The organism is Paraliomyxa miuraensis (assembly GCF_026337845.1).
Lineage (GTDB): Bacteria > Myxococcota_A > Polyangia > Nannocystales > Nannocystaceae > Paraliomyxa > Paraliomyxa miuraensis.
In genome coordinates, this window is record NZ_JAOVZF010000143.1 from 17298 (window position 1) to 39398 (window position 22101).

The 22101-nt window shown below is 70.3% G+C and carries 20 protein-coding genes; 8 read left to right on the forward strand and 12 right to left on the reverse strand.

The window, feature by feature from the left end:
• Positions 1-46 precede the first annotated feature (46 nt).
• Positions 47-985 (reverse strand): TRAP transporter TatT component family protein, encoded by a 939-nt coding sequence (locus OEB96_RS10155; protein ID WP_266215333.1) that lies wholly within the window; start codon positions 983-985, stop codon positions 47-49.
• Positions 986-1176: 191 nt separating this feature from the next.
• Here OEB96_RS10155 and OEB96_RS10160 point away from each other — a divergent pair, with 191 nt between their 5' ends.
• Positions 1177-1608: a hypothetical protein gene (locus OEB96_RS10160; protein ID WP_266215334.1), complete on the forward strand. Its 432-nt coding sequence runs from the start codon at positions 1177-1179 to the stop codon at positions 1606-1608.
• An 82-nt stretch (positions 1609-1690) separates the two neighbouring features.
• A complete protein-coding gene (locus OEB96_RS10165) occupies positions 1691-2830 on the forward strand; it encodes a hypothetical protein (protein ID WP_266215335.1) in 1140 nt (379 codons plus the stop codon).
• Positions 2831-2918: 88 nt separating this feature from the next.
• On the opposite strand, the gene OEB96_RS10170 is transcribed toward OEB96_RS10165, so the two are convergent.
• On the reverse strand, positions 2919-3533 hold the full coding sequence (locus tag OEB96_RS10170; protein ID WP_266215336.1) for a hypothetical protein: 615 nt from the start codon (positions 3531-3533) through the stop codon (positions 2919-2921).
• A 172-nt stretch (positions 3534-3705) separates the two neighbouring features.
• Positions 3706-4062 (reverse strand): MmcQ/YjbR family DNA-binding protein, encoded by a 357-nt coding sequence (locus OEB96_RS10175; protein ID WP_266215337.1) that lies wholly within the window; start codon positions 4060-4062, stop codon positions 3706-3708.
• 31 nt (positions 4063-4093) lie between these two features.
• Between OEB96_RS10175 and OEB96_RS10180 the strand changes: the two genes are divergently transcribed.
• Positions 4094-4597, forward strand: coding sequence for a hypothetical protein (locus tag OEB96_RS10180; RefSeq protein ID WP_266215338.1), 504 nt, complete (start codon positions 4094-4096; stop codon positions 4595-4597).
• On the forward strand, positions 4548-5348 hold the full coding sequence (locus OEB96_RS10185; protein ID WP_266215339.1) for a ferritin-like domain-containing protein: 801 nt from the start codon (positions 4548-4550) through the stop codon (positions 5346-5348). Before OEB96_RS10180 ends, OEB96_RS10185 begins: the two co-directional genes overlap by 50 nt.
• On the opposite strand, the gene OEB96_RS10190 is transcribed toward OEB96_RS10185, so the two are convergent.
• Genes OEB96_RS10190 through OEB96_RS10200 form a run of 3 tightly spaced genes read right to left on the reverse strand, consistent with a single transcriptional unit; the run spans position 5349 to position 9426 of the window.
• A complete protein-coding gene (locus OEB96_RS10190; RefSeq protein WP_266215340.1) occupies positions 5349-6341 on the reverse strand; it encodes an FAD binding domain-containing protein in 993 nt (330 codons plus the stop codon). It lies immediately after the preceding gene.
• An 8-nt stretch (positions 6342-6349) separates the two neighbouring features.
• Entirely contained in the window at positions 6350-8827 is a 2478-nt protein-coding gene (locus OEB96_RS10195) for a xanthine dehydrogenase family protein molybdopterin-binding subunit (protein WP_266215341.1), read from the reverse strand.
• Positions 8828-8871: 44 nt separating this feature from the next.
• Positions 8872-9426, reverse strand: coding sequence for a (2Fe-2S)-binding protein (locus tag OEB96_RS10200; RefSeq protein WP_266215342.1), 555 nt, complete (start codon positions 9424-9426; stop codon positions 8872-8874).
• 186 nt (positions 9427-9612) lie between these two features.
• On the opposite strand from OEB96_RS10200, the gene OEB96_RS10205 reads away from it, so the two are divergent.
• A complete protein-coding gene (locus OEB96_RS10205; protein WP_266215343.1) occupies positions 9613-10860 on the forward strand; it encodes a metallophosphoesterase family protein in 1248 nt (415 codons plus the stop codon).
• 12 nt (positions 10861-10872) lie between these two features.
• Here the strand turns inward: OEB96_RS10205 and OEB96_RS10210 are convergent, their stop codons facing one another.
• Positions 10873-11904 carry an AraC family transcriptional regulator gene (locus OEB96_RS10210; protein ID WP_266215344.1) on the reverse strand — a complete coding sequence of 344 codons (1032 nt, stop codon included), beginning with the start codon at positions 11902-11904 and terminating at the stop codon, positions 10873-10875.
• 228 nt (positions 11905-12132) lie between these two features.
• On the opposite strand from OEB96_RS10210, the gene OEB96_RS10215 reads away from it, so the two are divergent.
• Complete coding sequence (locus OEB96_RS10215; protein WP_266215346.1) at positions 12133-12678, forward strand: VOC family protein; 546 nt, start codon at positions 12133-12135, stop codon at positions 12676-12678.
• A gap of 69 nt (positions 12679-12747) precedes the next feature.
• The gene (locus OEB96_RS10220; RefSeq protein WP_266215347.1) at positions 12748-13530 is read left to right on the forward strand and encodes a GNAT family N-acetyltransferase; all 783 of its coding nucleotides are present in this window, start codon (positions 12748-12750) and stop codon (positions 13528-13530) included.
• Between the two features lie 156 nt (positions 13531-13686).
• On the opposite strand, the gene OEB96_RS10225 is transcribed toward OEB96_RS10220, so the two are convergent.
• From OEB96_RS10225 to OEB96_RS10235, 3 genes are all read right to left on the reverse strand, one after another.
• Entirely contained in the window at positions 13687-14793 is a 1107-nt protein-coding gene (locus tag OEB96_RS10225) for an SO2930 family diheme c-type cytochrome (RefSeq protein WP_266215348.1), read from the reverse strand.
• 19 nt (positions 14794-14812) lie between these two features.
• Positions 14813-16117, reverse strand: coding sequence for a parallel beta-helix domain-containing protein (locus tag OEB96_RS10230; protein WP_266215349.1), 1305 nt, complete (start codon positions 16115-16117; stop codon positions 14813-14815).
• A gap of 176 nt (positions 16118-16293) precedes the next feature.
• Positions 16294-17817 (reverse strand): sugar transferase, encoded by a 1524-nt coding sequence (locus OEB96_RS10235; protein WP_266215351.1) that lies wholly within the window; start codon positions 17815-17817, stop codon positions 16294-16296.
• 273 nt (positions 17818-18090) lie between these two features.
• Here OEB96_RS10235 and OEB96_RS10240 point away from each other — a divergent pair, with 273 nt between their 5' ends.
• Entirely contained in the window at positions 18091-20064 is a 1974-nt protein-coding gene (locus tag OEB96_RS10240; protein ID WP_266215352.1) for an FHA domain-containing protein, read from the forward strand.
• Between the two features lie 46 nt (positions 20065-20110).
• Here OEB96_RS10240 and OEB96_RS10245 read toward each other — a convergent pair whose 3' ends face one another.
• Positions 20111-21424, reverse strand: a complete 1314-nt coding sequence (locus OEB96_RS10245; RefSeq protein WP_266215353.1) for a hypothetical protein — start codon at positions 21422-21424, stop codon at positions 20111-20113.
• Between the two features lie 12 nt (positions 21425-21436).
• Entirely contained in the window at positions 21437-22036 is a 600-nt protein-coding gene (locus OEB96_RS10250; protein ID WP_266215354.1) for a polysaccharide biosynthesis/export family protein, read from the reverse strand.
• Positions 22037-22101 lie beyond the last annotated feature (65 nt).

Genomic DNA, 22101 nt, shown 5'->3' on the forward strand with positions numbered 1-22101 from the left:
AGGGTCCTAGGTTTAAGAACGCCCATTCGACGGTGGCGCCTCCGGGCTATTCCGAGAGGATGATCTCGTCGACGTGGGTCGCCCAGAACCTGGCGCGATCCCTGGCGATTTCGTTGGTCAGGCGCAGGTCGGGATGGGCCGTGACGTCGGCGTCGGCGACCTTGCCGATCATTTCGTCGAACAGCGCCCGGTCTTGCACCATGGGGGCATAGAAGCGGGCGTAGAGGTAGGGCAGGAGCAAATTCTCCTGGCCGTGCGCGGCCATCCCCTGGTCGAAGATCGCCTTGGCCTTCTGCGGCTCTCCCCCGAGGGCGGGCGGCTTGCTGGCATGGTAGACGCCCACCAGGGCGTAGGGGGCCCCGGCGTTGTAGTCGGGGTCGAGCTCGAGGGCCCGGTTCATCATGCGCTCGATGGACGGCAACCCGGCCACCATCTCGGGATCGTCGACCGCGAGGTTGACCGCCGAGGCCCAGCCATAGACCGCCCAGAACAGGCCCGGCACGTCCTCCTTCTTCAGGCGACCGAGCTCGGCATCGAGGGTCTCGAGATCCCCCTTCTTGGCGGCCTCCTCGAGGGCAGGTCGAGCCAACCAACGAAATCCGTACTCGCGGCCGCGCAGGTAGTGGATCTTGGCGCGGCGCGACAGCGACTCCACGGCGTGCTCGGGACCGTCGAGCTGAGCGTGCTCGAGGTCCGCCTCGATGATGCCAAAGGCGTAGGCGTTGTATCCCCGCGCCAGCAGGACCAACAGCGACTTGTTGTCGGGCGACGAGACCAGGAAGGTCTCGATGGTCTTGAGGCTGGCCGGGAACGCGTAGCGAGCGAACTCGAGATCGGCCTCGCGATCCATGGCGACCGAGCCGAACTCGAGGTTCTTGGCGGTCGTGTTCGCGGTCAGCTTCTTGACGTTGCAGCCGCTGGCGGCAAGGACCACGAGGGCTGCCGCCGCGGCAGCCCGGTGGGCCCACGGGACGAATCGAGACATGCGGTGGTGTGCTCCGGCCTGGGAGGTTTGGCGGCCCTAGTATCGCCACCGCGAGCGCGATTCCGCAATGGGCGCCCGACCCACCGGCGGCCGCAATGCCGGCCTGCCACAGAGGTGGGACGGACCGGCCCGACGTCGTAGGCTGAAGGCCCGTGTGCCCAGCCCGTGTGCCCAGCCCCGTGTGCCCAGCCATGGACCGCCCATCCACTCGTCGCCTGCCGTGTGCGCTGCTGTTGTTGCTGCTGGCCTGTGAACGGCGCACGAACGAGTGCAACGACCTCATCGGGCGGATGAACCCCCATACGGAGGCCCTCGTGCGCGCGGTGGAGGGCTTGGCCCGGGTGGAGGACGAGCCGGCACGCCTCGATGCGCTGGTCGAGGCCGCCGACCGTGCCGACCACGAGCTGGCCGTGATCGCGCTCGAGGACGCACGGCTGGCCGAATTCGGCCTGCGCTACCGCAAGCAGCTGGCCGGGGCACGAGAGGCGGCACAGGCCATGCGCCGCGCCGCGCAAGACGACGATCCAAGGGGCTTGCACGCGGCCGCCAAGCAGGCCGATGCCTTCCTCGAGACCCAGGCAACGCTGCTCGAGGAGCTGAATCGGTACTGTACGGGCAGCTAGGTGCCGCCGGTGGGCGATCCACCGATGGCCGACGGGCCTGTTTTCCCCGCTTCTTGGGCGGTGCTACCCTGCGGGTTGCCGAATGCGCTTCGATTTCGCCGCTGATCCGTGGGCCACGGCGATGTTGGCCGCGGCCGCGCTGTGGTTGATGTCGCTGATGGTGGTGATCTCCGCGTTCGTGGCGGGTACGTCGCGCCGCACGGGGGGCCGCATCATGCTCGTGTCGCTGCTGGCCTTCCTCGCCACCGCCGCCGCAGGCACGTGGCAGCAGATCCAGCGGGCGGATGCGGTGGCGAACGCCCCTCCGCCGCCCGATCCGGTCGTGATCGAGGCCAAGACCCCGCCGCCCGACGCGGACGACGCGGCGGCCGGGAGCACGGGAGGTGGCGATCCCTCCGATGCCACCGGCTCCACGGGTGATGGTGGGACCGGAGCGACCACGGACGCCACCAGTGAGACCAACGGAACCACCGCGGGCACCGGAGCCGCCACTGGCGACTCGGGCGCGGCCGGGGCCGAGGGCGGTGCCTCCACGGGGGCCGACGAGGGAGGCTCCACCGGAGCGGAGGACGGGGCCGGGCCAGCGACCGATCCGATCGAGCCGCCCGATCCCGAGATCACCAAGGTGCCCGAGCGGGTGCTGCCGCAGAACCTGCCGCAGGTCGAAGCCTTGCCCACCGACCCCGGGGCACGCGCGGCCGCGATCCGGGAGATCGTGCAGGAGGCGGAGAAGGCCGCCGGAGGCGGCAGCCGCTGCGGCAACCTCGAGCGCGTGGCCGAGGCCTGGGCCCGGCTGCGCATGGTTCCCGTCGACAAGGAGGCCAAGGCGATCGCGGCCGACCTCGAGACGTGTCGACGCAAGCTCCTCTACACCATCAGCCGACGCCACCGCGCCGATCGAGTGAAGGCCCGCGACGCCTACGCCAAGGCGCTCCGCGAGCGCATGCGCAAGGAACACGGCCTGATGGTGCAGGTGGCGATCAGCGGCCAGTCCCACGAGCGGCTGCGCATGGGCAACCCGGAATTCGATGCGACCCGAGCCGATGCCTTGATGGACGGAGGCCTGCGCGCCGAGCTGATGGACCTCGAGTTCGCCCACGTGGTGCTGTCCAACGGCAAGAAGACTCGAATCTACGAGTTCGAGGTGACGCCGGACACCGAGCTGGGGCTGCCCGATCTGCGCGCCGTGGGCCTCGGGGAGCCGCTGGTGCTCGGCGAGTGAGTGATGGTTCGAAACGAGCACGCCGCCCGCAGGCCAACCGGTTCGACGTTGGCGAGGGGCGGCGTGCCGTCGCGGTGCGACCTGCGAGCTACTGCTTGAGGCTCTTGCAGAAGTCGAGCGCGGCCGTCTGCTGCTCGGCGGAGGACGCGGTGGTCTCGCACCAGTAGGCCTTGCCGCCGATCTCGCGGCGAACCTGCACGAAGAAGTTGGCGCCCATGCTGCCCTCGTTGTCGAAGGTCATGGCCCAGCCGTCCTCGAGCTTCTCGGTCTTGAGGTTCTTGGGCGTGTACATGTCCGCCTCCTTGGTGGCGTCCTCCTCGGTCTTGGGCCGAGTGTCGGAGGCCTCCTCGACGGTGAGCATCAGGTTGGGGCCCTGGACCATCTGGCCCTCGCCCACGATGGCATCGGACACGTTGGTGCCAGCGGGCGCGTCGCCCTTGAGGCCGAGCTTGGCCAGCTCCACCGGTCCCGCCGCCGCGGGCTCGCCACCACCGTCGGCAGCGGGCTCGCCACCGTCGGCGGCAGCCTCACCGCCGTCGGCCTTGGCGTCGTCGGCCTTGACGTCGGTCTTGGCGTCGGCCTTCTCATCGGTCTTCTTGGCCTCGGCCTTCTTGTCGGCGGGCTTGTCCTCCTTCTTGTCGCAGGCGGACAGGCCAAGGGCCGCGGTCAGAGCAAACAGGGTGGCGAACGTTCGCGTACGCATTGAAAATCGTCCTCGGTGTGGGTGGTCTTGGAAGCGCCCTTGGCCGTGGGGCCGTGGGGAGGGCGCGTGTCGTTGCCGCCAAGACGCGGCGATCGGGGGAAGGTTGCAATCGCGCGTGGCGCCGGAGCAAGGGCCCTTTCGGGGCTGGACCCGGGCCGCCGAGCGATAGATCTCACGTGCTCGCCAAGACCGGACCCCGCGCATCGAGCTCGGCGATCTTGGTCTTGGGCGCCACGGCGCGGTAGCTCTCCTCGATCCAGGCCACCAGTACGCTCGGCGGCGGAAGCTCGGCGGCCGGGATCCGCACCGTGACCCAGCCCGCACGTCCCAGGCCATAGCCGGTGGGCTCGGCGAACGGCAGGGCGAGCACGAGGTCACCCGTGCGCGGCAGCTTGACGCTCATGCCCAGCCCTTCGCGCAGCTGGGCGTCGTCGCTCATTCCGAAGAACACGAACACCTTCTTGCCCACCTTGGCCACGCTCTCGCCCCATGGGTGATCTTCCCAGGCCCCCGGCAGCGACAGCGCCACGCGCAGCAGATCCTCGCGAGCACGCCGCAGGGTGGCCAGGCCGTCGAGCGCAGGATTGGTCGCCGTCGGTTGCTTCGCCTTCGCCGGCTTCGGCTTGGCCTTCGTCGTCTTCTTCGCGGTCGCCGGCGTCGACTTGGCCTTCGTCGTCTTCTTCGCGGTCGCCGGCTTCGGCTTGGCCTTCGTCGACTTCTTCGCGGTCGCCGGCTTCGGCTTGGCCTTCGTCGTCTTCTTCGCGGTCGCCGGCTTCGGCTTGGCCTTCGTCGCCTTCGTCGCCTTCGTCGTCTTCGTCTTGCGCACTGCCGTCATCGTGGCACCTCCGCCCGGATCCGAACGTCCCGCGCGCGGGCCATCGGTGCAAGTCCCCGGCGCCCCAGGGTGGCTCATGGTCGGTCCGTGGCCGTTCGGCGCCCGCTCCCGACCGCCCACGCGCCCACGGGCTGACGAAGCCCCGAGCCCGCGTCATGCCAAGCACGAGGAGACGACCCATGCCTTGGACCCAATGGCGAGCCCGCTTCGAAGCCCGACGTCACCGTGAGCGACCAGCGATCGGCGACATCGGTGAGATCCCCCCTTCCCTTCGCCCTGCCCTCGCGACCAGCCTGGCCCGCTTCCAGCTCGGGGAGACGGGCGAGGGCCGCATCGTGGCCGACCTGCGCCGCAAGGCGACGGCATGGAACCTGTCCCCCGACTATCTCGAGGCGCTGCGACTGTTCATCGCCGAGGAAGGCCGACACGCGTCGATCCTCGGCGAGGCCGTTCGCGCGCTGGGGGGCCGAACCCAGACCCGGACCTGGTCGGCCGATGGCTTCGCCCGCGTGCGCCGGCTTGGCGGGCCCGGGTTCGAGCTGCTCGTGCTGCTCGCGGCCGAGGTCGCCGCGCTGAGCTTCTATGGACTGCTGGCCGAGCGCCTGCCCGCGGGACCGCTTCGCGAGGCGATCCGGGAGATTGCGGCCGACGAGGTGATCCATTTGCGCTTCCACGTCGAGTTCCTGCGCACGCACCTCCCCGCACGCACGACGCGACGCGCGGTCACTGCCGCCTGGAGCCCCCTGGGGATGAGCGCGGGCGCCGTGATTGCGGCCGACCATGGTGCCACGCTCGGAGCCCTGGGCTCGAGCCGCCGCGAGGTGCTCGCTCGCGCTCACGAGCTCGTCGGCGACACGATGCAAGCCATCTTCGATGCTCCCATGTCCACCGGTCGTACGCGGATCGCGTTCACGAGCTTCTGCGGCCCCATGCCGGCATGCGGCGAGGGCCCTCGAGCATCCGCGAGCGCGTCGGGCTAGCTACCCCGCGGCGACCATCACCTCGATCGCCCGCCGGGCGTGCACGCGCAGCATCGTTCGCCGGTAGGGAGCCTCGTACGGCACGTTCTCCAGCGGCTTGCACTGCTGGTGCACCCGCTCGGCCACGGCCGTCGCCAGCGAGGGGTCGTCGAGCGCCTTGCCCACCACGTCGTCGAGCCGCGTCACCCTTCGGGGCTTGGACCCGAGCACGCCCACGACCACGTGCGCCTCGCTCACGGGCGCGCTCACGTGGTCCTGCTCGAGGTCGAAGCGCAGCGCCACGGACACGAGCGGGAAGTCGATGCTCCCGCGCACCGTCCACTTGGCGTAGTGGCTGCGCCGAGGGCCACGGGGCAGCGGGACCACCAGCTCGGTGGTCAGCTCGTCGTCCAGGCGGGTCGTGTGCCGCACCCCGTCGGCGAGGTAGTAGTCCTCGAGCGGGAGCTCTCGACGCCCCTGCGAGCCCACGAGCACGATGCTCGCGCCCAGCGAGATCAACACCGGCACGCAATCGCTGCTCATGGCAGCGACGCAATTGCGGCCGCCGGGTACCACGTGACACACGCTGCCCTCGCTCTTGATGCACCCACCGCCCAGCGCCTCGCGCCAGAACGCGGTCTGGTTGACGTAGCGGCAGCGGGTGTCGAGGTTCACGTTGCCGCCCAGCGTGCCCATGTTGCGAATGAGCGGGCTGGCCACCACGCCGGCGGCCCTGGCGAGGCTGGGGAAGCGCTCGCGCACCTGGGCATGCTCGGAGATCGCGGTCAGCGTGACGCGGGCGCCGATGCGCATCACTCCCGCCGCCTCGTCGACCACCACGTCGCCGAGCTCCCGTACCCGGCTGAGGCTCACGAGCACCGGGGGTTGCTCGAGGCGGTGCTTGATGTTCGGGAGCAGGTCGGTGCCCCCCGCGACGAGGCGCGCGCCCGGGGTACGCAGCGCCTGCACCACCTCGTCGATGGTGCGGGGGGTCTGCACCGAGAACCGTGGCATGCGAAGCATCAGGCCGTCCTCCGTGCCGAGTCCCGGCCAACGACGCCAAGGCCCCCCTTGTGGGGCGGCAGCTCACCCGCACGCTCGCGAGCGCGGCGCTGCTCGATCGCGGCCAGCACGCGGGGCGGCGTGAACGGCAGCTCGTCCATGCGCACGCCGACCGCGTCGTGGATGGCGTTGGCGATCGCCGGAATCGACGGGTGCAGCGGCCCCTCGCCGGCTTCCTTGGCCCCGTAGGGCCCCTGCGCATCGGGGGCCTCGACGATGAGCGCACGAAGCTGCGGTGTGTCGAGGAAGGTGGGGATCCGGTAGTCCAGCAGGCTCGGCCCGGGGTGCACGCCGCGGTGGGCCGGATCGACGACGTGCTGTTCCATGATCGCCTCGCCAAAGCCCATGTAGGCCGACCCTTCCATCTGCCCCTCGACGATCCGGCGCGACAGCGCGCGGCCGCAATCGTGAGCGACCCAGATCGTCTTGACGTCGACCACTCCGGTCTCGTCGTCGACCTCGACCTCGGCCACGTGGGCGGTGAAGCTATAGGCGGGCGACGCTCCGATGGTGCCCCCGCGATAGTCGCCGTGGCGATCCTTGGGCGTGGTGTACGAGCCCACCGCTCCCAGCAGGCCATGATCGGCCTCGGCCCACTCGAACGCCTGCGCCAGCTCGACGTGGCGATCGGGGTCCTCGATGTCGATCGCCTTGCGCTGCACCAGCGTCACGCGCCGCGCGGGAACCTCCCAGCGTCGCGCCACCGCCCCGCAGACCTGCTTGCGCAGCTGTTGTGCGGCCTGCATGCAGGCGTTGCCCACCATCAGCGTGATGCGCGAGCTGTAGGCGCCCAGGTCCACCGGGCACAGGTCGGTGTCGGCCGAGAGCACGCGGATGTCCTCGAGCGGCAGGCCGAGCTCCTCGCCCACGATGACCGCGAGCATGGTGTTGGACCCCTGCCCGATGTCGTTGGCGCCCGAGAACACGCGCGCCCGCCCGCTGCGATCGAGACACACCTGGACCGCGGCCTGCGGCATCTCGTTGGGGTAGATCGGATAGTTGGTGCCCGAGATGTACGTGCTGCCCGCCACGCCCAGCCCTCGCCCGTAGGGGAGCGCGGGCCGTCGCTCGGCCCAGCCGCTGCTCTGCTCGACCCTTCGCAGGCACTCGAGGAACCCGTTGGAGCCGATCGCGAACTCGTTGACCGTCTTGCCGCCGGCGCCCATGTCGTTGCGCCGCCGCAGCTCGATGGGATCGAGGCCGAGGGCCTGCGCGGCCTTGTCGAGCTGGACCTCGATGGCGAAGCGAGGCTGGACGCTGCCGTGCCCGCGCTTGGGGCCGCACGCCGGCTTGTTGGTGTAGGCCCGCCGCGAGTGGAAGCGATACGCGCCGAACTCGTAGGGCGAGCACAAGAGCTGCCCCGAGTAGTAGGTGGTGACCAGGCCAAAGCTCGAGTAGGCGCCACCGTCGAGCACGGTCTTGGCGTCGACCGCCTTGATCCGGCCGTCGCGATCGACCCCGAGCCGATGCTTCATGCGCATGGGGTGACGGCCGCGGTGGCTGTAGAACACCTCCTCGCGCGTGTAGAGGATCTTCACCGGACGCCCGGTCTTCAGCGCGAGCTTGGCCACGCAGAACTCGAGGTCGAACGGCTCGCTCTTGCCCCCGAACGCCCCGCCCAGCGGGGGCTGGATCACCCGGATGCGGTGGGCGGGCCGCTCGAGCACCTTGGCCAGCTCGCGGTGCAGGTAGTGCGAGACCTGGGTGGCCGACCACACCGTCAGCAGGCCCTCCTCGCCTCCCGCCCCGCCGCGCTCCACGTAGGCCACCGCGCAGTGGGGCTCGATCGCGGCGTGGGTGGTGCCCTCGAAGAAGTACTCGCCCTCGATCACGAGGTCGGCGCTCGCGAGCCCGGCGTCGACGTCACCGAACTCGAGCAGGACCTCCTTGCTGAGGTTGCCCTTGCGCGCATAGGGGTTGATCTGGACGTCGGCCGCCAGCGCCTGCTCGGGGTCGAAGAACGCGGGCAGCAGCTCGTAGACCACGTCGATGGCGTCGAGCGCCTCGATCGCGGTGTCCTCGTCGACCGCCGCCACCGCGGCCACGCCGTCGCCCACGTGCAGCACCTTGTCCACGGCCAGCGCGTTCTCGTCGGGCGTCCACGGAATGATGCCGTAGGGGATCGGGAAGTCGCGCCCGGTCACCACGCCGTGGACCCCGGGCATGGCCTCGGCGCGCCGGGTATCGATGGACACGATGCGCGCGTGCGCGTGGGGGCTGCGCTTGATCTTGCCGTGCAGCATGCCCGGCAGCTTGAGGTCGTCGGTGTAGCGAGCGATGCCCCGCATCCGCTCCATGGCGTCGACCTTGCGATGCGAGCGTCCCACCTGCCATGGCTGGCGCCCGGCCTCGTGGGCGGCCGCTTCGATCGGAGCGTCGTCGGGAGCCTCGTCGATCGGGTCGGCGTGGGGCGGATCTTCGCGGGACTGCTCGGCCATCGGGGTCTCCTTCTCCTTCCCTCGCGCTCTCCCTCGCGCCGAGGTCACTGCGCCGCCTGCACCCGGGGGACCGGCGGGGCCTCGGCCTCGGCGCTCTTGGCATCGTCTCCGGCCGCCATGCGCTTGCTCGCGTCGACGACCGCATCGATGATCTTGGTGTAGCCGGTGCAGCGGCACAGGTTGCCGGCCAGCGCCTCCCGCACCTCGGCCGGCGTGACCGGACCCCCCGCCTTGCGCACGAGGGCCTCGGCGCTCATCAGGATCCCGGGGGTACAAAAGCCGCACTGCGCCGCGTCCCAGCGATCGAATGCGTCCTGCAGCGGGTGCACCCCACCGCTCTGCGTGGCGAGCCCCTCCACCGTGGTCACGTCACGGTCCTCGGCGTGCGCGGCCAGGGTCAGGCACGCCAATTGCGGCACCCCGTCGATCTGCACCGTACAGGCTCCGCAGTCGCCCTTGTCGCACCCCTGCTTGCTCCCGATGAGATCGAGCTGGTAGCGCAGCACCTCGAGCAGGGTGTGGTGCGGCGAAACGGCGACCTGCACGGGCTCTGCGTTGACGCGAAGGCTGAGCAGGAACGCGGGGCCGGGCGCCGACATGGACCAAGAGTGCTACCCCGCCCTCGCGCGACGCAAGGCCCGGCCGCGGGTGGCACGAGCGGCCGAGGCGGCCCAGGGACGTGGCGCGACGGGCGATCGGGCCGCCCCATGGGCGGGCGATGCCAGGACCGAGGGCTCGCCCGTGTGAAAGCTCCGTCGTCGAACGGACCATGCTATGAACGCGGCGTGCGAGCGCGACGGTGGGCCCTGTGCGGCGCAATGCTGCTGGCGACGGGCTGCGTGACCCACCGCGGACCCTGGCGAGTGGAGCACGAGACCGCTTCGGCGCCGGCGCCCGACGGGGTCGAGCTCGTGCTGCTCGCCAACATCGCCCCCGAGGATCGGGGCGCCCGAGCGGTTGCCGATCGAGTCGAGCGGGCGCTCACGGACGAGCGTCCCCGGATCGTGCTGTGGCTGGGCAACGTGCTGGCCGCGCCGATGCCCTCGGCCACCCCGCTGGCGCAGCGTCGAGGCCCGCGATGCCTCGACGACGAGCCCTGGGCCGCCCCCGCTGCCTCCACGCTCGCCAGGGCGGTGGGCACGTCCCCGAGCTTCGCCGTCGGCGGCGCGCTCGACCATCGGTGCGGCGCGCGTCTCGGGCTCGAGCCCACGGCCAACCACGGCGCACCGTGGCGCGTGCCGGCGCCGCACTACGTGCTGCGCGTGCACGCCGATGGCTCGGTGCACGAGCGGATCACCTGCCGCGACGGGGGCTGCACCTTCGCAGAGACCAAGGGCTCGCCCCCATCGTCACGCGCCCTGGTGGACCTGGTCGTGGTCGATCTCTCGCCGTGGCTCCACCCCTCGGACGACCCCAAGCTGCGCACGAGCGACGAGCTGCAGGTCCAGGCCCTCGATGCCCTGCTCACGGCGGTCGCGGGGGTTCCTCCCGAAGGCGCGCCTCCCCGCTTGCTGGTGAGCAACGTGCCGGTCGAAGCCGGAGGTGAGCACGGGCTGGGTGCGCTGTGGCCCGAGGCGACGTTCCACGCGCTCCCGCATCAGCTCCAGCGGCTGCTCGTCGACGGGCACTTCGCGGGCGTGCTCTCGGGCCACGATCGCTCGCTGCAGGCCACCGACGACCTCTCCGACGCGATCAAGCGCGCCGATCGGGCATGGCTCACCGCGCCGGTGTTCCAGGTGGTCGCCGGTGCGGTGAGCAAGCCCAACCGACGGCCCGCGATGGCGCTCCGCCCCCGGCGAGTGCGCCACAGCCAGGCCTACGTCCCTCCCGTGTGGAGCGACCACCCGGGCTTTGCCACCGTTCGCCTCTCGCACGAGCGCGCCGAGGTCGTCCTGCATGCGCGTCGCGGACGTCACTGGGAGCGCGCATCGATGGTGGTGCCGCTGCGCCCCCCGCCCCACCCCGCGCGCACGCCGTCGCCCCACATGGCACCGTGCCGCGACTGCCCGCCGATTCCCGCCAGCGAGCGCTGATCGTCCCGGGTCTCACGAGAGCCGCGCGCGATAGGCACCCGGAGGGACCCCCGTCCAGCGCTTGAAGGCGCGGTAGAAGGTGGCGGGCTCGGAGTAGCCGAGCACCACCGCCACCTCGCCGATCGTCAGCCGGTCGTCGTCGAGGTACTCGAGCGACAGCCGCTGGCGGGTCTCGTCGAGCAGCGCGTCGTAGCTCAGCTCGGCCGCACGCAAGGTCCGCTGCAGCGTGCGGGTGCTGGTGCCCATGCGCTTGGCGGCACCGACGAGGGTGGGATGACGACCGTGGCGGAGCGCCTCGGCGATGTACTCGCGCACGGCGTCCAGGCGCTCGCCACGCCGGGGAAGCCGGCGGAGCAGCGCGGTGGCGCGGGCGCGCAGATGGGCGTCCAGGCCCGAGGCGGGCGCGCGTACGGGGGCGCTCCACCAGGCGCGGTCGAGCTCCAGCCGGACGTGCGGCGCGTCGAATCGCGGGCGAACGCCGAACGTGGCCCGATACCGCTGCGGGCTGGTCAGCGGCGCGTGCGGCAGCTCCACGCACAGGGCATCGACGGGCCCCTGCACCAGCATGCGCAGCAGCTTCATCCAGTAGGCGAGCCCGGCGACGATCATGTGCGGCAGCTCCATCGCGATGGGCAGGGGTGGGTGCTCGATCACGAGCTTGCGGGGCTCCAGCCTCGTCACCTCGAACGGCACGTCGAGGAGCAGGCGCTGGAACCGGTTCTGCTGCCTCACCGCCTCCTCGACGGTGGCGCTGTGGGTCATGAGCATGCCGAGCACGCCGAGGTGATCGAGCTCGAAGTCGTCGGCGAAGGTCAGGCCGAAATCGCCCGGGACCCCCTGCTCGTGCACGTGCCGCCAGACGCTCCAGTGCACCGCAAAGGGCACGCGCGCGTCCGGGTTCGGAGCCACCGGGGAGCGCCACCCCACCCGCTGCAGCAGGCCTCGCAGCGAAACGCCGTTCGATGCCGCATGCTGGATCAAGCGAGCGGTGACCGCAGCGGCAACCGTGCCATCCGTGGGGATCTCTGCCCGGGTGGGAACCATCGTCCGTGGCATCGCTCATCGCGTCGTGGCGGCACCCAGCGTAGCAAACCCGGTCGCGACGATCCGGCCACGGCCCTCGTCGCGGGGCGCAGGGGGTCCGCGAGCACCGTTCCGCGATTTGGCGCCTCCGGCCAATGCCATCGCGACCCCGGCGTTCTACGACTGCCGAGTCGTTCCTCGGCCTCGAACGCGAGGACGACGACTCGCCAGACGGACGGAAGCAAGCACATGAAGCACATCAAGGACATCGAGGACGAGAAGTGCAAGACGCACGGCAACGCGGCGATCCCCCTGATGGGACTGCACCACAGCGCCAATCGCTGTCGCGATGCCGAGCAGACGCGCGCCTTCTACGAGGACTTCCTGGGCCTGCCCCTGTCGTGCTCGTTGCGGCGCAACCGGACGGAGACCGGCGTGGAGACCCCTCTCATCCACATCTTCTTCGCGATGCGCGACGGCTCGTACCTCGCGTTCTTCGAGCTCCCGAAGGTCGAGTTCGAGTTCGAGGACCAAGATCCGTCGGATCTGCACATCGCGCTCGAGGTCGACGACGCGACGCAGAAGGCCATGGTCGAGAAGGGCAAGGCCCGGGGCTACGAGCCCTACGGGCCGGCCGAGCTCGAGAGCCTGCGCTCGATCTACTTCCGCGATCCCAACGGCTACATCGTCGAGCTCACCACCAAGCTCGACGACCACGACGAGGTCATGGATCCCGAGAAGAACGACGCCCGCGGGATCCTCGACCGCTGGCAGGCCGAGAAGGCCTCGTTCTGAGCGGTCCGGCCGAGCGCGTGGGCGCGAGCCTCCGTGGACGCCATCGTCGCGTTCGGCTACCGTCGCACGATGAACGACGCGGAGGCGCTCCAGGAGCTCTTGATGGCCTTGCGCCGCGCGTTCGTTCCGCTGCCCGACACCCGCGTCATCGAGCGCCCGGGCTGGATGCAGCTGGTCACGCCGTCGCTGCGCGACGGCGGCATGAACGAGGTGTGCCTGGCCGTGCTCGACCCCGACGAGGCCGACGCGGTCATCGACGCGACCCTCGCCGAGTACCGGGACCTGGGCATTCGGTTTCGTTGGAACGTGGGGCCCGACTCGGCGCCCTCGGACCTGGTCGCCCGACTGCTGGCGCGTGGCCTGAGGGCCGAGACGACCATCGGTCTGGCCGGCGCCACCGCGGGCCTCACCACTGCGCCGCCCGCTGGGGTGACCGTCGAGCCCGTCGACGAGACCAACGTCGAGGTCTTCACCGACGTGATGGCTCGCGGGTGGGACATGGATCCGACGCCGCTCTTGGCATTCCACCAGCGCATCCTCGACACGGCGCGCGAGCGCGTCCCCATGCACCTCGCCCGCCTCGACGGCCGGCCTGCGGGCACCGCGGCGGGCGCCATGTTCCAGCGCTCGGCCTACCTGATGGGCGCGGTCGTGCTCCCCGAGGCTCGCGGCCGCGGCCTCTATCGTGCGCTCGTCGCCGCGCGTGCCGAGCTGGCCGTCGCGCGGGGCATCCGGCTGCTCACCACGCACGCACGCTCGACCACCTCGGCCCCGATCCTGATGCGCCTGGGTTTCTCCGAGGTCTGCCGCTTCACCGTGCTCACGGAGCCACCGCCACCGAGCCAACCGTAGCGGCTCATGACCGAGGTCGGCCACGGAAGTCAGGTGAGGGCCGGCGGCTTCTTCGGTAGGACCGTGGCGTCAGCGCCCATCCAACCCACATCGTCGTTCACGAAGCCTGGCCCATGGTCCTTCGAGTCTCAGTCACGTCGTGGTGGGAGCTCTTTTCTAGCCCCCGCAGTCGTCCTCGGGCATCGCGGCGATCCACTCGGAGACGAGCCGCACGCCGAAGTCGTCGGCGAGCAGGCTGGGCAGCTCCGGCATCTTGATCTCCGGATCGGTGCTCGCCATGCGATGCACCACGATGCTCTGCTCGGGATGCCCCGGCAGGATGTCGAAGGCATGACCACCAGTCCCGGGCCCCGCCGCCGCCGGCACCTTGCACACGCCAAACTGGGCGGGGTCGGTCTCCCACCAGTAGAACTTCAGGCCGCTCGAGCCACCGCCGCCACCAGGACGATGACAGTGGCTACAGTTGCCGTGGAGATAGGCCCGCGCCCTCGCCTCGAGCGGGGCATCCCCGGCCGGATCGGGGTAGGCCTCGAGCGTCGCCGGATCGGGCAGCCCGTCGATGGCCCCCTGGTCGGCGAGCCACTGTAGCTGCGACACCCGCTGGCCATCGCGCTCGACCTCGACGTTCATCTGCGCGGTGGTGAGCCCGAGCACCCGCAGCACGTCGTCGCGCTCGTGGCAGCTGCCGCAGGTGTTCTCGTCCGGGATGATGTAGATCTGCTCGGCGGGCTCACCCGCCTCGTCGGTGTACTGGATCCGCACGTCGGCGCCGGCCTTGAGCCGCGTGGCCTCCGTCTGCTCGTCGTTCCAGCGGTAGATGTACGAGTGCCAGCGATCCTCCTCGTGGACCAGCAGCCGCGTCTCGATCGTCAGCAGATCGGTCTCGGGTCCGTCGGTCCCCGATTGACTGTGATCGAGATCCACGAAGAAGCTCTTGATGATCACGGTGCCCACCGGCAGCAGCCACTCGTCGCGCTCGGTGAGCTGCAGCGTCTGCCCCTCCGGCAGGACGATGTAGCGCCCCTTGTGGGCGGCATCGGCCCACAGCGGCGCAGCCACGGTGTAGGGCAGCACGCCGGGCGCCGGCTCTGCGTCGACCATCTCGCCCACGAAGAAGCCGTACTCCGACAGCGTCTCGTAGGGCAGCTGGTCGAGGTCGACGACGGGGCGTGGAGCCTCCTCCGGCGGCGGCGCGGGCTCGGTGCACCCCGAGACCAACGCCACCGCCCCCAGCCCGACCACGACGAGCGTCCGCGTGCGCATGACCCGACTCCTCGCGACGCTAGAAGTCACGAGGCAGGGGCTCGTGCATGCAGGTGTAGTTGTCGGTCACGGTCTCGAACATGCTGGTCCCGCACACGTCCGCGGCCACGAAGCGGATGTCGCCGTTGTCGGACACGCAGTTGTCCAGGCTGCCGTCGGCGTTGTCCTTGGCGGCATCGATGCAGCCGTCGAGCACGATGTCGGGACCGGGCGTCATGGCCTGGGCGAGCAGCAGCACCAGGTCGTCGGGGTCGTTGCCGTTGTCCGCGAACATGTTGTCGTGGATCCAGTTGCCCTCGGCGTAGATGTCGAACTCGGGATCCATCGGCGGGGGGAACAGCGCCTCGATGTAGGCGATGACCACGGCGCCCATGCTGTCGTTGCCGCGCACCTCGTTGTCGGCCACCTCGTTGTGATCGGCCGCGAGGATGATGATCCCCACCCCCGGGGGCAGCACGGCCACCGCGGTGCCGGGCTCGCCGAAGTTGGGCACGTTGTTGCTCTCGACGAGGTTGCCGTAGATGTTGGTGCGCACGCCGTTCTTGATGTCGAGCCCGGGCAGGTTGAACACCAGGATGCCGGCCGTGTTGTCGTGCGCCCAGTTGTTGCGCACGATCGCATCGGTCGAGTTCTCGATCTCGATGCCGGCCACGTTGCCGCGCACCTCGTTGTCCTCGACCAGGATCTGGCTGCTCTGGCCCACGTAGACGCCCGCGTCGCGCGAGCCCTGGACCAGGCAGCCGCGAGCGGTCACGCCGGTGCTCTGCACCGGATAGAGCCCATAGGCCCCGTTGTCCATCGACTCGGGCTCGGGCCAGATCACGTGCACGCCGTCGAACGTGATGTTCTCGACGTTGTCGGCCCGAATGCCGTCGCCCGGCGTGTCCAACAATTGCAGCGCGGCGATCGTGACGTCGTTGCCGGTGACCAGCATCCCGTTGCCCCCGCTGATCTGCCCCGAGAAGTCCAGGATGGTCATGTCACCGCCCTCCCCCCGCACGGTCACGCCATCGGCGTCGAGGGTGAGCTGACGGGTGAAGGTGAAGGTCCCCGGCCCCAGACACAGGGTCTGACCGGTCATCACGTCGATGAGCGCCTCCTGAACGGCGGTCTGGTCGTCGTCGCTGGGCTCGACGTAGAGGTCGCAGCCCTCGGGGAGGTTGGCGGTCCCGGTGGTGGTGTCTCCTCCCGAGGAGGTGCCATCGCCCTCGGCCCCGGTCTCACCCGAGCCGGTCTCGCCCCCATCGTCCCCGCACGCGGGCGCCGTCGCCAGCATCCCGCTCAGTACCCACGCCCAACGCTGCCACCCGCTGCTTCGTGCCATGCCCACTCTCCTGGTTGGCCGATCGGTTGATGATCGCCGCCGCCACACTACTCCCGAAATCGCTCACCACGTGCAGCGCCCAAGGGTCGCCTCCGCGGCATTCCTCACGCATTGCGTGTAATGCAGCGCACTCTACGCCGCACCTCGGTGGGGAACGGCGGGGAAGGTCGAGCGCGTCAGCTCGCGCCGCTGCGCAGGACCACGGCGGGCACGGTCTTGAGGATGATCTTGATGTCGAGCCACAGCGACCAGTTGTCGATGTAGTCGAGATCCATCTTCATCCACTCGTCGAAGTCGATCTGGTTGCGACCCGAGACCTGCCACATGCCGGTCAGACCGGGCTTGACCGAGAGCCGACGGCGCTGCCAGGGCTCGTACTGGTCGACCTCGGAGGGCAGCGGCGGCCGAGGCCCGACCAGGCTCATGTCCCCCCACAGGATGTTGAGCAGCTGCGGCAGCTCGTCGATGGAGGTCTTGCGGATGAAGCGCCCGACCGCGGTGATGCGAGGGTCTCGCTTGATCTTGAAGACCGGGCCGTCCATCTCGTTGAGGTGCATCAGCTCCGCCTTGCGCTTCTCGGCGTCCATCACCATCGAGCGGAACTTGAGCATGGTGAACTTGCGACCGTTGCGACCGGCTCGCACCTGCCGAAACAGCACGGGGCCCGGATCGGTGATGCGAATCGCAGCGGCGGTGATCAGCATCACCGGCCCGGTGAGGATGATGCCGATGAGCGCCCCGGTGAAGTCGAGGATCCGCTTGGCCGCCAGCCTCGCCTCGCTGGTGGGCGTGCGGCGAAGGTTCAGCAGCGGGAAGTCGAAGCCCGAGACGTTGGCGATCTGCATGGTGCCCTTGGAGGGCACGGTGGGCGGAAGGTGGACCAGCACGTCGACGCCGCGGACCTCGCACGAGGCCATCGCATCACGCATGATCTCGGGGTGCCGGCCGGCCACGGCGAACACCACCTCGTCGACCGGCTGGCGATCGAGCAGCGAGGCCAGGCTGCCCACGTAGCCGAGGTTGGGGCGCGCCTTGGAGTGCCCCTGCTCGCCGGGCATGCTCACGTAGCCGAGGATCTGGATGTTGAACGGTGATTGCTCCTGCAGCGTGCTGGCAAACGCCACGCCGCGCTCGTTGGCCCCCACGATCACCACGCGATGGCCATCCTCGCTGCGGCGCCGGACGAGCTTGACGGTCTCCATCACCGCCACGCGGCCGAGCATCAGCGCCCCGAGCTGGGCGGTGGCGAACATGGCGACGAGGCTGCGAGAGATGAAGTCGAGGCGGAACAGGAACTGGGCCACGACGAGCAGGGCGAGCCCCACCACCACGGCCCGGGCGTAGCGCACCGCCATCACCCGGTAGGAGCGGCGAAAGTCGTTGGCGTTGGTCCAGTAGAGCGCAAGCGCCCACAGCGGCAGCAGCCCCAGCAGCAGCAGGTAGTACGGATCGGAATCGCCGAGGGGACTGACGTCGAGCGAGGGGATCGAGGACAGCAGCTCGGCCACCCAGCTCGTGCGACCGTCGGGCCCCACCTCTCCGATCCTCTGGCGCACGAGCAGCGTCGCGACGAACGCACCCGCCGAGACGAGCACGTCGAGGACGATCAGGGCCTGCCGCAAGAAGACCGACTTTTGGCGCCACATCGCGAAGAACTCGGCAAGGGCCTTGCGCGGCACGAAGGCCGCGAGGGGGCCCAATGGTGGCACTCACCGAAGGGGCGGCCAAGAGCACCCGGGGGCACCATGACGTGTGCCAGCGCGCTGCGACGATCCGTGCATGGCGATCCCGCCCTGCGCCCCAGCCCGGCCCGACCCGGGGCCAGGCCGGGCACGCCGGCCCATGCGCGGACGCGCCGGGCGTGGCGAGGGTGCGTGCGCCCGTGCGCCCGGGCCTGTGTCGTCGCATGTTGCGCATTTGACGACACCGCGACACGTGCTGATGTGCTACTCAAGGGCGGGTCGCTCTGGTTCATGGACACTGGACGCACAGGCAAGACCATGGGGCCAGGGGCGGTCGCCTCCGGCGGTGGCCTGGACCAGATGCTCGACGCGGTGATCGTGGCGGCACCCGATCCGACGGCCTCCCACGCGTTCCTGCTGGTGCTGTCGGGCTCCGATCCCGGGCGCCTCCACGTGATCGACCGCCCCGAGATGGTCATCGGGCGCTCGCGCTACGCCGACATCCACATCAGCGAGCGCGCGCTGTCCCAGCAGCACTGCAAGCTCACGCGGCACGGTGATCACCACCGCCTGTTCGATCTCGGCTCGACCAACGGCACCTTCGTCAACGACGTTCGGGTGCAGCAGGCGGACCTCAAGCCGGGCGATGTGATCCGGACCGGCGAGACGGTGTTCACGTACATGTCCGGGAACCAGGTGGCGCCGCCCGCCCCGACCGAGGCCGCCACCTCGCGGTACGCGGGTCCGGCCCCCGCCGACGTGCCCTCGGTGACCAGCCAGGCCCTCGTCCGCCAGCGACCCGTGGCTCCGCCCCCATCGACCACCGCGCTCGTCCGCCGCGCGCCGCAGCCCCTCATCACCGTGGCCGAGGGCGGCTACGCGGGGGCCCCCCAGGTGCTCGAGGTGCCGATGCCCGGTCCGGCGGCCGGCAACGAGCCGGACATGCTGGCCCGGATCCTGTGGGCCATCGGCTTCCTGCGCCGCTACTGGCTATCGATCACGCTGCTGACGATCCTGGGCGGGGCCCTGGGCGTGGGCAGCTACAAGCTCGTCAAGCCGCCCGCCCGCGCCGAGTTCGAGATCAGCCTCATCCCCGACGCCAGCGACAACCCCGCCGAGCGGATGATGCGGACCAACTTCGAGTTCTTCCGCTCGGCCCAGAACAACTTCAAGCGGCCCGGCCTCATCCACGACACCCTCAAGCAGCTCGGCGAGACCGACGTGACCCCCGACCGCATCCGCTGGGTGCAGACCACGCTCGAGTTCAACAAGGTCGGCGAGTACACCTACCAGGGGGCTTTCTCGTCCGCCACGCCCGAGGAGGCGATCGCGTTCCTCGACGTGCACCTCGAGCTCTACAAGGACTACGAGCTCGACAAGGCGCTCAAGGTGCTGCTCGCCGAGGTGGAGACGCTGCAGACGCAGCTCACCCAGGCCGAGGAGCAGCTGGGCAGCACCAACCAGGCGATCCTGGCGTTCAAGCAAGAGCACAGCGAGGGGCTGCCCGAGAAAAGCTCGTTCCTCCTGCAGCGCGTGCTGGAGCTGTCGGTGGAGCGCAGCCGGGCGCTGGGCGACGTGACCCGCAGCACCGCCGAGGCCCAGGTGGCCCGCAAGGCGCTCAAGAGCACCGACCCCGAGCTCGAGGTCCGCGTGGAGGAGTCGCGCCCCTACGCCGCCAACATCGCCCGGGTCGACGCCGAGCTGGCCCAGGCGCGATCGGAGGGCAAGGGGCCCGAGCACCCCGACGTCAAGCGTCTCGAGGAGGAGAAGCGCACGCTCGAGGCCCTGCGCGACAAGGTGCTGCAAGAGGGCACGACCAAGGTCATCAAGTCCAAGCACCCGGCCTACAAGTCGGCGCGGATCCAGGCCGACGAGGCCGAGGCGGCCCAGCGGGTCGCGCAGGCGGAGCTGTCTCGCATCACCAAGGAGCTCGAGGAGATGGAGGGCATGGTCGACAAGCTGCCCCGCCTCCAGAGCGAGTACGCCGACCTGACCCGCAAGCAGGAGGCGATCCAGAAGTCGTACGACGAGCTGTTCCAGCAGCTCAACGCCAGCCGCATCCGCCTGGACCTCGAGCGCGCCCAGGAGTCGGCCCGCTACGAGATCATCACCCCACCCAACGTCAAGCCGGTCTCGCGGCTCAAGGTGCTGATCAAGCGCGGCGCGATCGGGGTGATCATGGGCATGATGCTGGGGATCGGGCTGGGCGTGCTGCGAGAGCTGCGGCGATACCTGGCCGTTCGCCTGGCGGCGGTACGCCGCTAGAGCGAGCCTCGCTCGTGCGCCGCTCGTCGCCGTCGCGACGCCGCGGTCAGCCCGGGCTGCGCGCGGTGGTGTAGTCGAGCCGGAACGCCACGTACAGCCAGAATTCGGTCTGGGGAAAGCGACCATTGGGAGCGGTCGTGCCCAGGTGCGGCCCACGAGCGGTGAGCATGGTGCCCGCCTCGAGCATGCGGTGGCGATCGAGCTGGTAGGTCACCGGCGTGCGGATGGTGAGGGTGATCCTCGCCGACGCGGCGTTGGCCGCCTCGGTCTCGTCCGCCGGGGTCGCCGGCAACGGGGGCGTGTAGAAGCTGGCCGAGAGGCCCGCGGTGAGATCGGGCGGGATCTCGAACTCGATCGAGGCCCCGCCGCCGCCGAGCGGCAGGACCGAGCCCTGCACCGGATCGAAGTAGGCCTGGGTGCCCACGTTGACGTCGCCGACGAGCCGCAGCCGCGCGCGCTCGAGCAGGCGTCCCGTCAGCAGGTAGTCGCCGAGCGGGAGCACGGGGGTGCCGCCGTCGCTCTGGCCCGTGAGCTGGACCGTGAAGAACGCCCCGCCGGTCAGCTCGCTGTCGAGGCGCGGGCGCAGCCGCCGTCGCCATGCCGTCGTGGCCGAGGCATAGGCCTGCGCTCCGTTGGCGAAGGCCGCGTAGCCCGAGAGCCCCGTCGAGGTGAGGGTGTCGATCCGCGACACGACCCACGCGTGGGCCAGCGACAGATCGGCCGAGGTCTGATCGAAGACCAGCGCCGCCCCGGACGAGGTCGACACGTCCGACAGCAAGCGCTGCACCGTGGCCGACGGCTGCACCGTGAGCGACTGCAGCCGGGTGAGCCGCCGGGTGAGCCCCACCGAGGCCGAGACCCCACCGGTCCAGATCACGGGCTGATCGAGCAGCGTCCCCTGCTGGCCGCTGCTGCCCACGGCGCCGGCATCGGGGGTCTGATCGCTGCCGAGCTGGGCCGACTGCTGGCTGTAGTCGCTCTGCGTCAGGTTGCCGCCCGCCGTCCCGCTCCAGCTCCAGCGCCGGTTCAGATCGCCGCCGTAGCGAACCCGGAGCTGATGGAGCTGCAGCGGCGCCCTGCAGTCCACGAGCGCGCAGTAGCGCTGGGAGAACCGCATGTAGACCTGCGGGGTGTACTCGATCGACAGCTCCCGCCCCCGCACTCGGTCCTGGTAGATGAACCTCGCGACCGGCGAGATGCTCAGCCGCAACGCCGGCTCGGACACCTCGCCGGGCACCGGCGGCGCCGAGCCGCCGCGCAGCTCGAAGGCCGCGCCGCCGCTCCAGTCGACGTTCTTGGCCCACGGATCCACCATGAGCAGCAGGCCCGGCAGGCCTCGAGCCAGCAGGGCGGCGATCAACGAATCCCCGCCCTACTGCACCACGACGACGTCGCCGTCGCGGAGCTCGAAGTCGATGCTGCGCTCCACCCCGCCCACGAGATCGTCGTAGCGGAAGCGGATGCGGGTGCGCGCGGGGAACGTGCGCACGACGAAGATCTTGGTGGGGTGCGCGAACTCGGTGAGGCCGCCGGCCCGCGACAGCGTGGTCAGGATCGACTCCCCCTGATCGACCTCGAAGCGGCCGGGCTCGCGGACCTCTCCGACCACCGCGACCACGGGCGTGCGGGGCTTGACCACGGTGACCCGGGCGTTGGGCTCGCGCACGATGCCGTTGAGGCGGCTGTTGAGCTGCTGCGCGGCCTGGGCCGGGGTGAGCCCCTCGACGCGAATGGGTCCGATGAACGGCACCATGATGCTGCCATCGGCGGTGATCGTGAGATCGCCGCCCTTGGCGAGGTCGGCCTCCATGCCCGGCACGGTCAAGCGGATGACGTCGCCCGCGCGCAGCGGCTGGCTCTCGACGGGGATTTCGCTCGGGGGCAGCTCGTTGGCCCACACGAACGGATGCTTGGGTTGGCAGCCGATCCCCGCGAGCACCGCGACGACCAGCAACGGGAGCGTGGATCTCATACGGGGCGTTCCGCGCCCAATGTTCGACTCTCGCGGCCAGCCGCGCAAGGGCCCGGGGCGAGGGA

Coding starts and splice junctions, on each gene's coding strand:
- OEB96_RS10155 (WP_266215333.1), bottom strand. CDS start 985: ATGTCTCGATTCGTCCCGTGGGCCCACCGGGCTGCCGCGGCGGCAGCC.
- OEB96_RS10160 (WP_266215334.1), top strand. CDS start 1,177: ATGGACCGCCCATCCACTCGTCGCCTGCCGTGTGCGCTGCTGTTGTTG.
- OEB96_RS10165 (WP_266215335.1), top strand. CDS start 1,691: ATGCGCTTCGATTTCGCCGCTGATCCGTGGGCCACGGCGATGTTGGCC.
- OEB96_RS10170 (WP_266215336.1), bottom strand. CDS start 3,533: ATGCGTACGCGAACGTTCGCCACCCTGTTTGCTCTGACCGCGGCCCTT.
- OEB96_RS10185 (WP_266215339.1), top strand. CDS start 4,548: ATGCCTTGGACCCAATGGCGAGCCCGCTTCGAAGCCCGACGTCACCGT.
- OEB96_RS10190 (WP_266215340.1), bottom strand. CDS start 6,341: ATGCCACGGTTCTCGGTGCAGACCCCCCGCACCATCGACGAGGTGGTG.
- OEB96_RS10195 (WP_266215341.1), bottom strand. CDS start 8,827: ATGGCCGAGCAGTCCCGCGAAGATCCGCCCCACGCCGACCCGATCGAC.
- OEB96_RS10200 (WP_266215342.1), bottom strand. CDS start 9,426: ATGTCGGCGCCCGGCCCCGCGTTCCTGCTCAGCCTTCGCGTCAACGCA.
- OEB96_RS10210 (WP_266215344.1), bottom strand. CDS start 11,904: ATGGTTCCCACCCGGGCAGAGATCCCCACGGATGGCACGGTTGCCGCT.
- OEB96_RS10215 (WP_266215346.1), top strand. CDS start 12,133: ATGAAGCACATCAAGGACATCGAGGACGAGAAGTGCAAGACGCACGGC.
- OEB96_RS10220 (WP_266215347.1), top strand. CDS start 12,748: ATGAACGACGCGGAGGCGCTCCAGGAGCTCTTGATGGCCTTGCGCCGC.
- OEB96_RS10225 (WP_266215348.1), bottom strand. CDS start 14,793: ATGCGCACGCGGACGCTCGTCGTGGTCGGGCTGGGGGCGGTGGCGTTG.
- OEB96_RS10230 (WP_266215349.1), bottom strand. CDS start 16,117: ATGGCACGAAGCAGCGGGTGGCAGCGTTGGGCGTGGGTACTGAGCGGG.
- OEB96_RS10240 (WP_266215352.1), top strand. CDS start 18,091: ATGGACACTGGACGCACAGGCAAGACCATGGGGCCAGGGGCGGTCGCC.
- OEB96_RS10250 (WP_266215354.1), bottom strand. CDS start 22,036: ATGAGATCCACGCTCCCGTTGCTGGTCGTCGCGGTGCTCGCGGGGATC.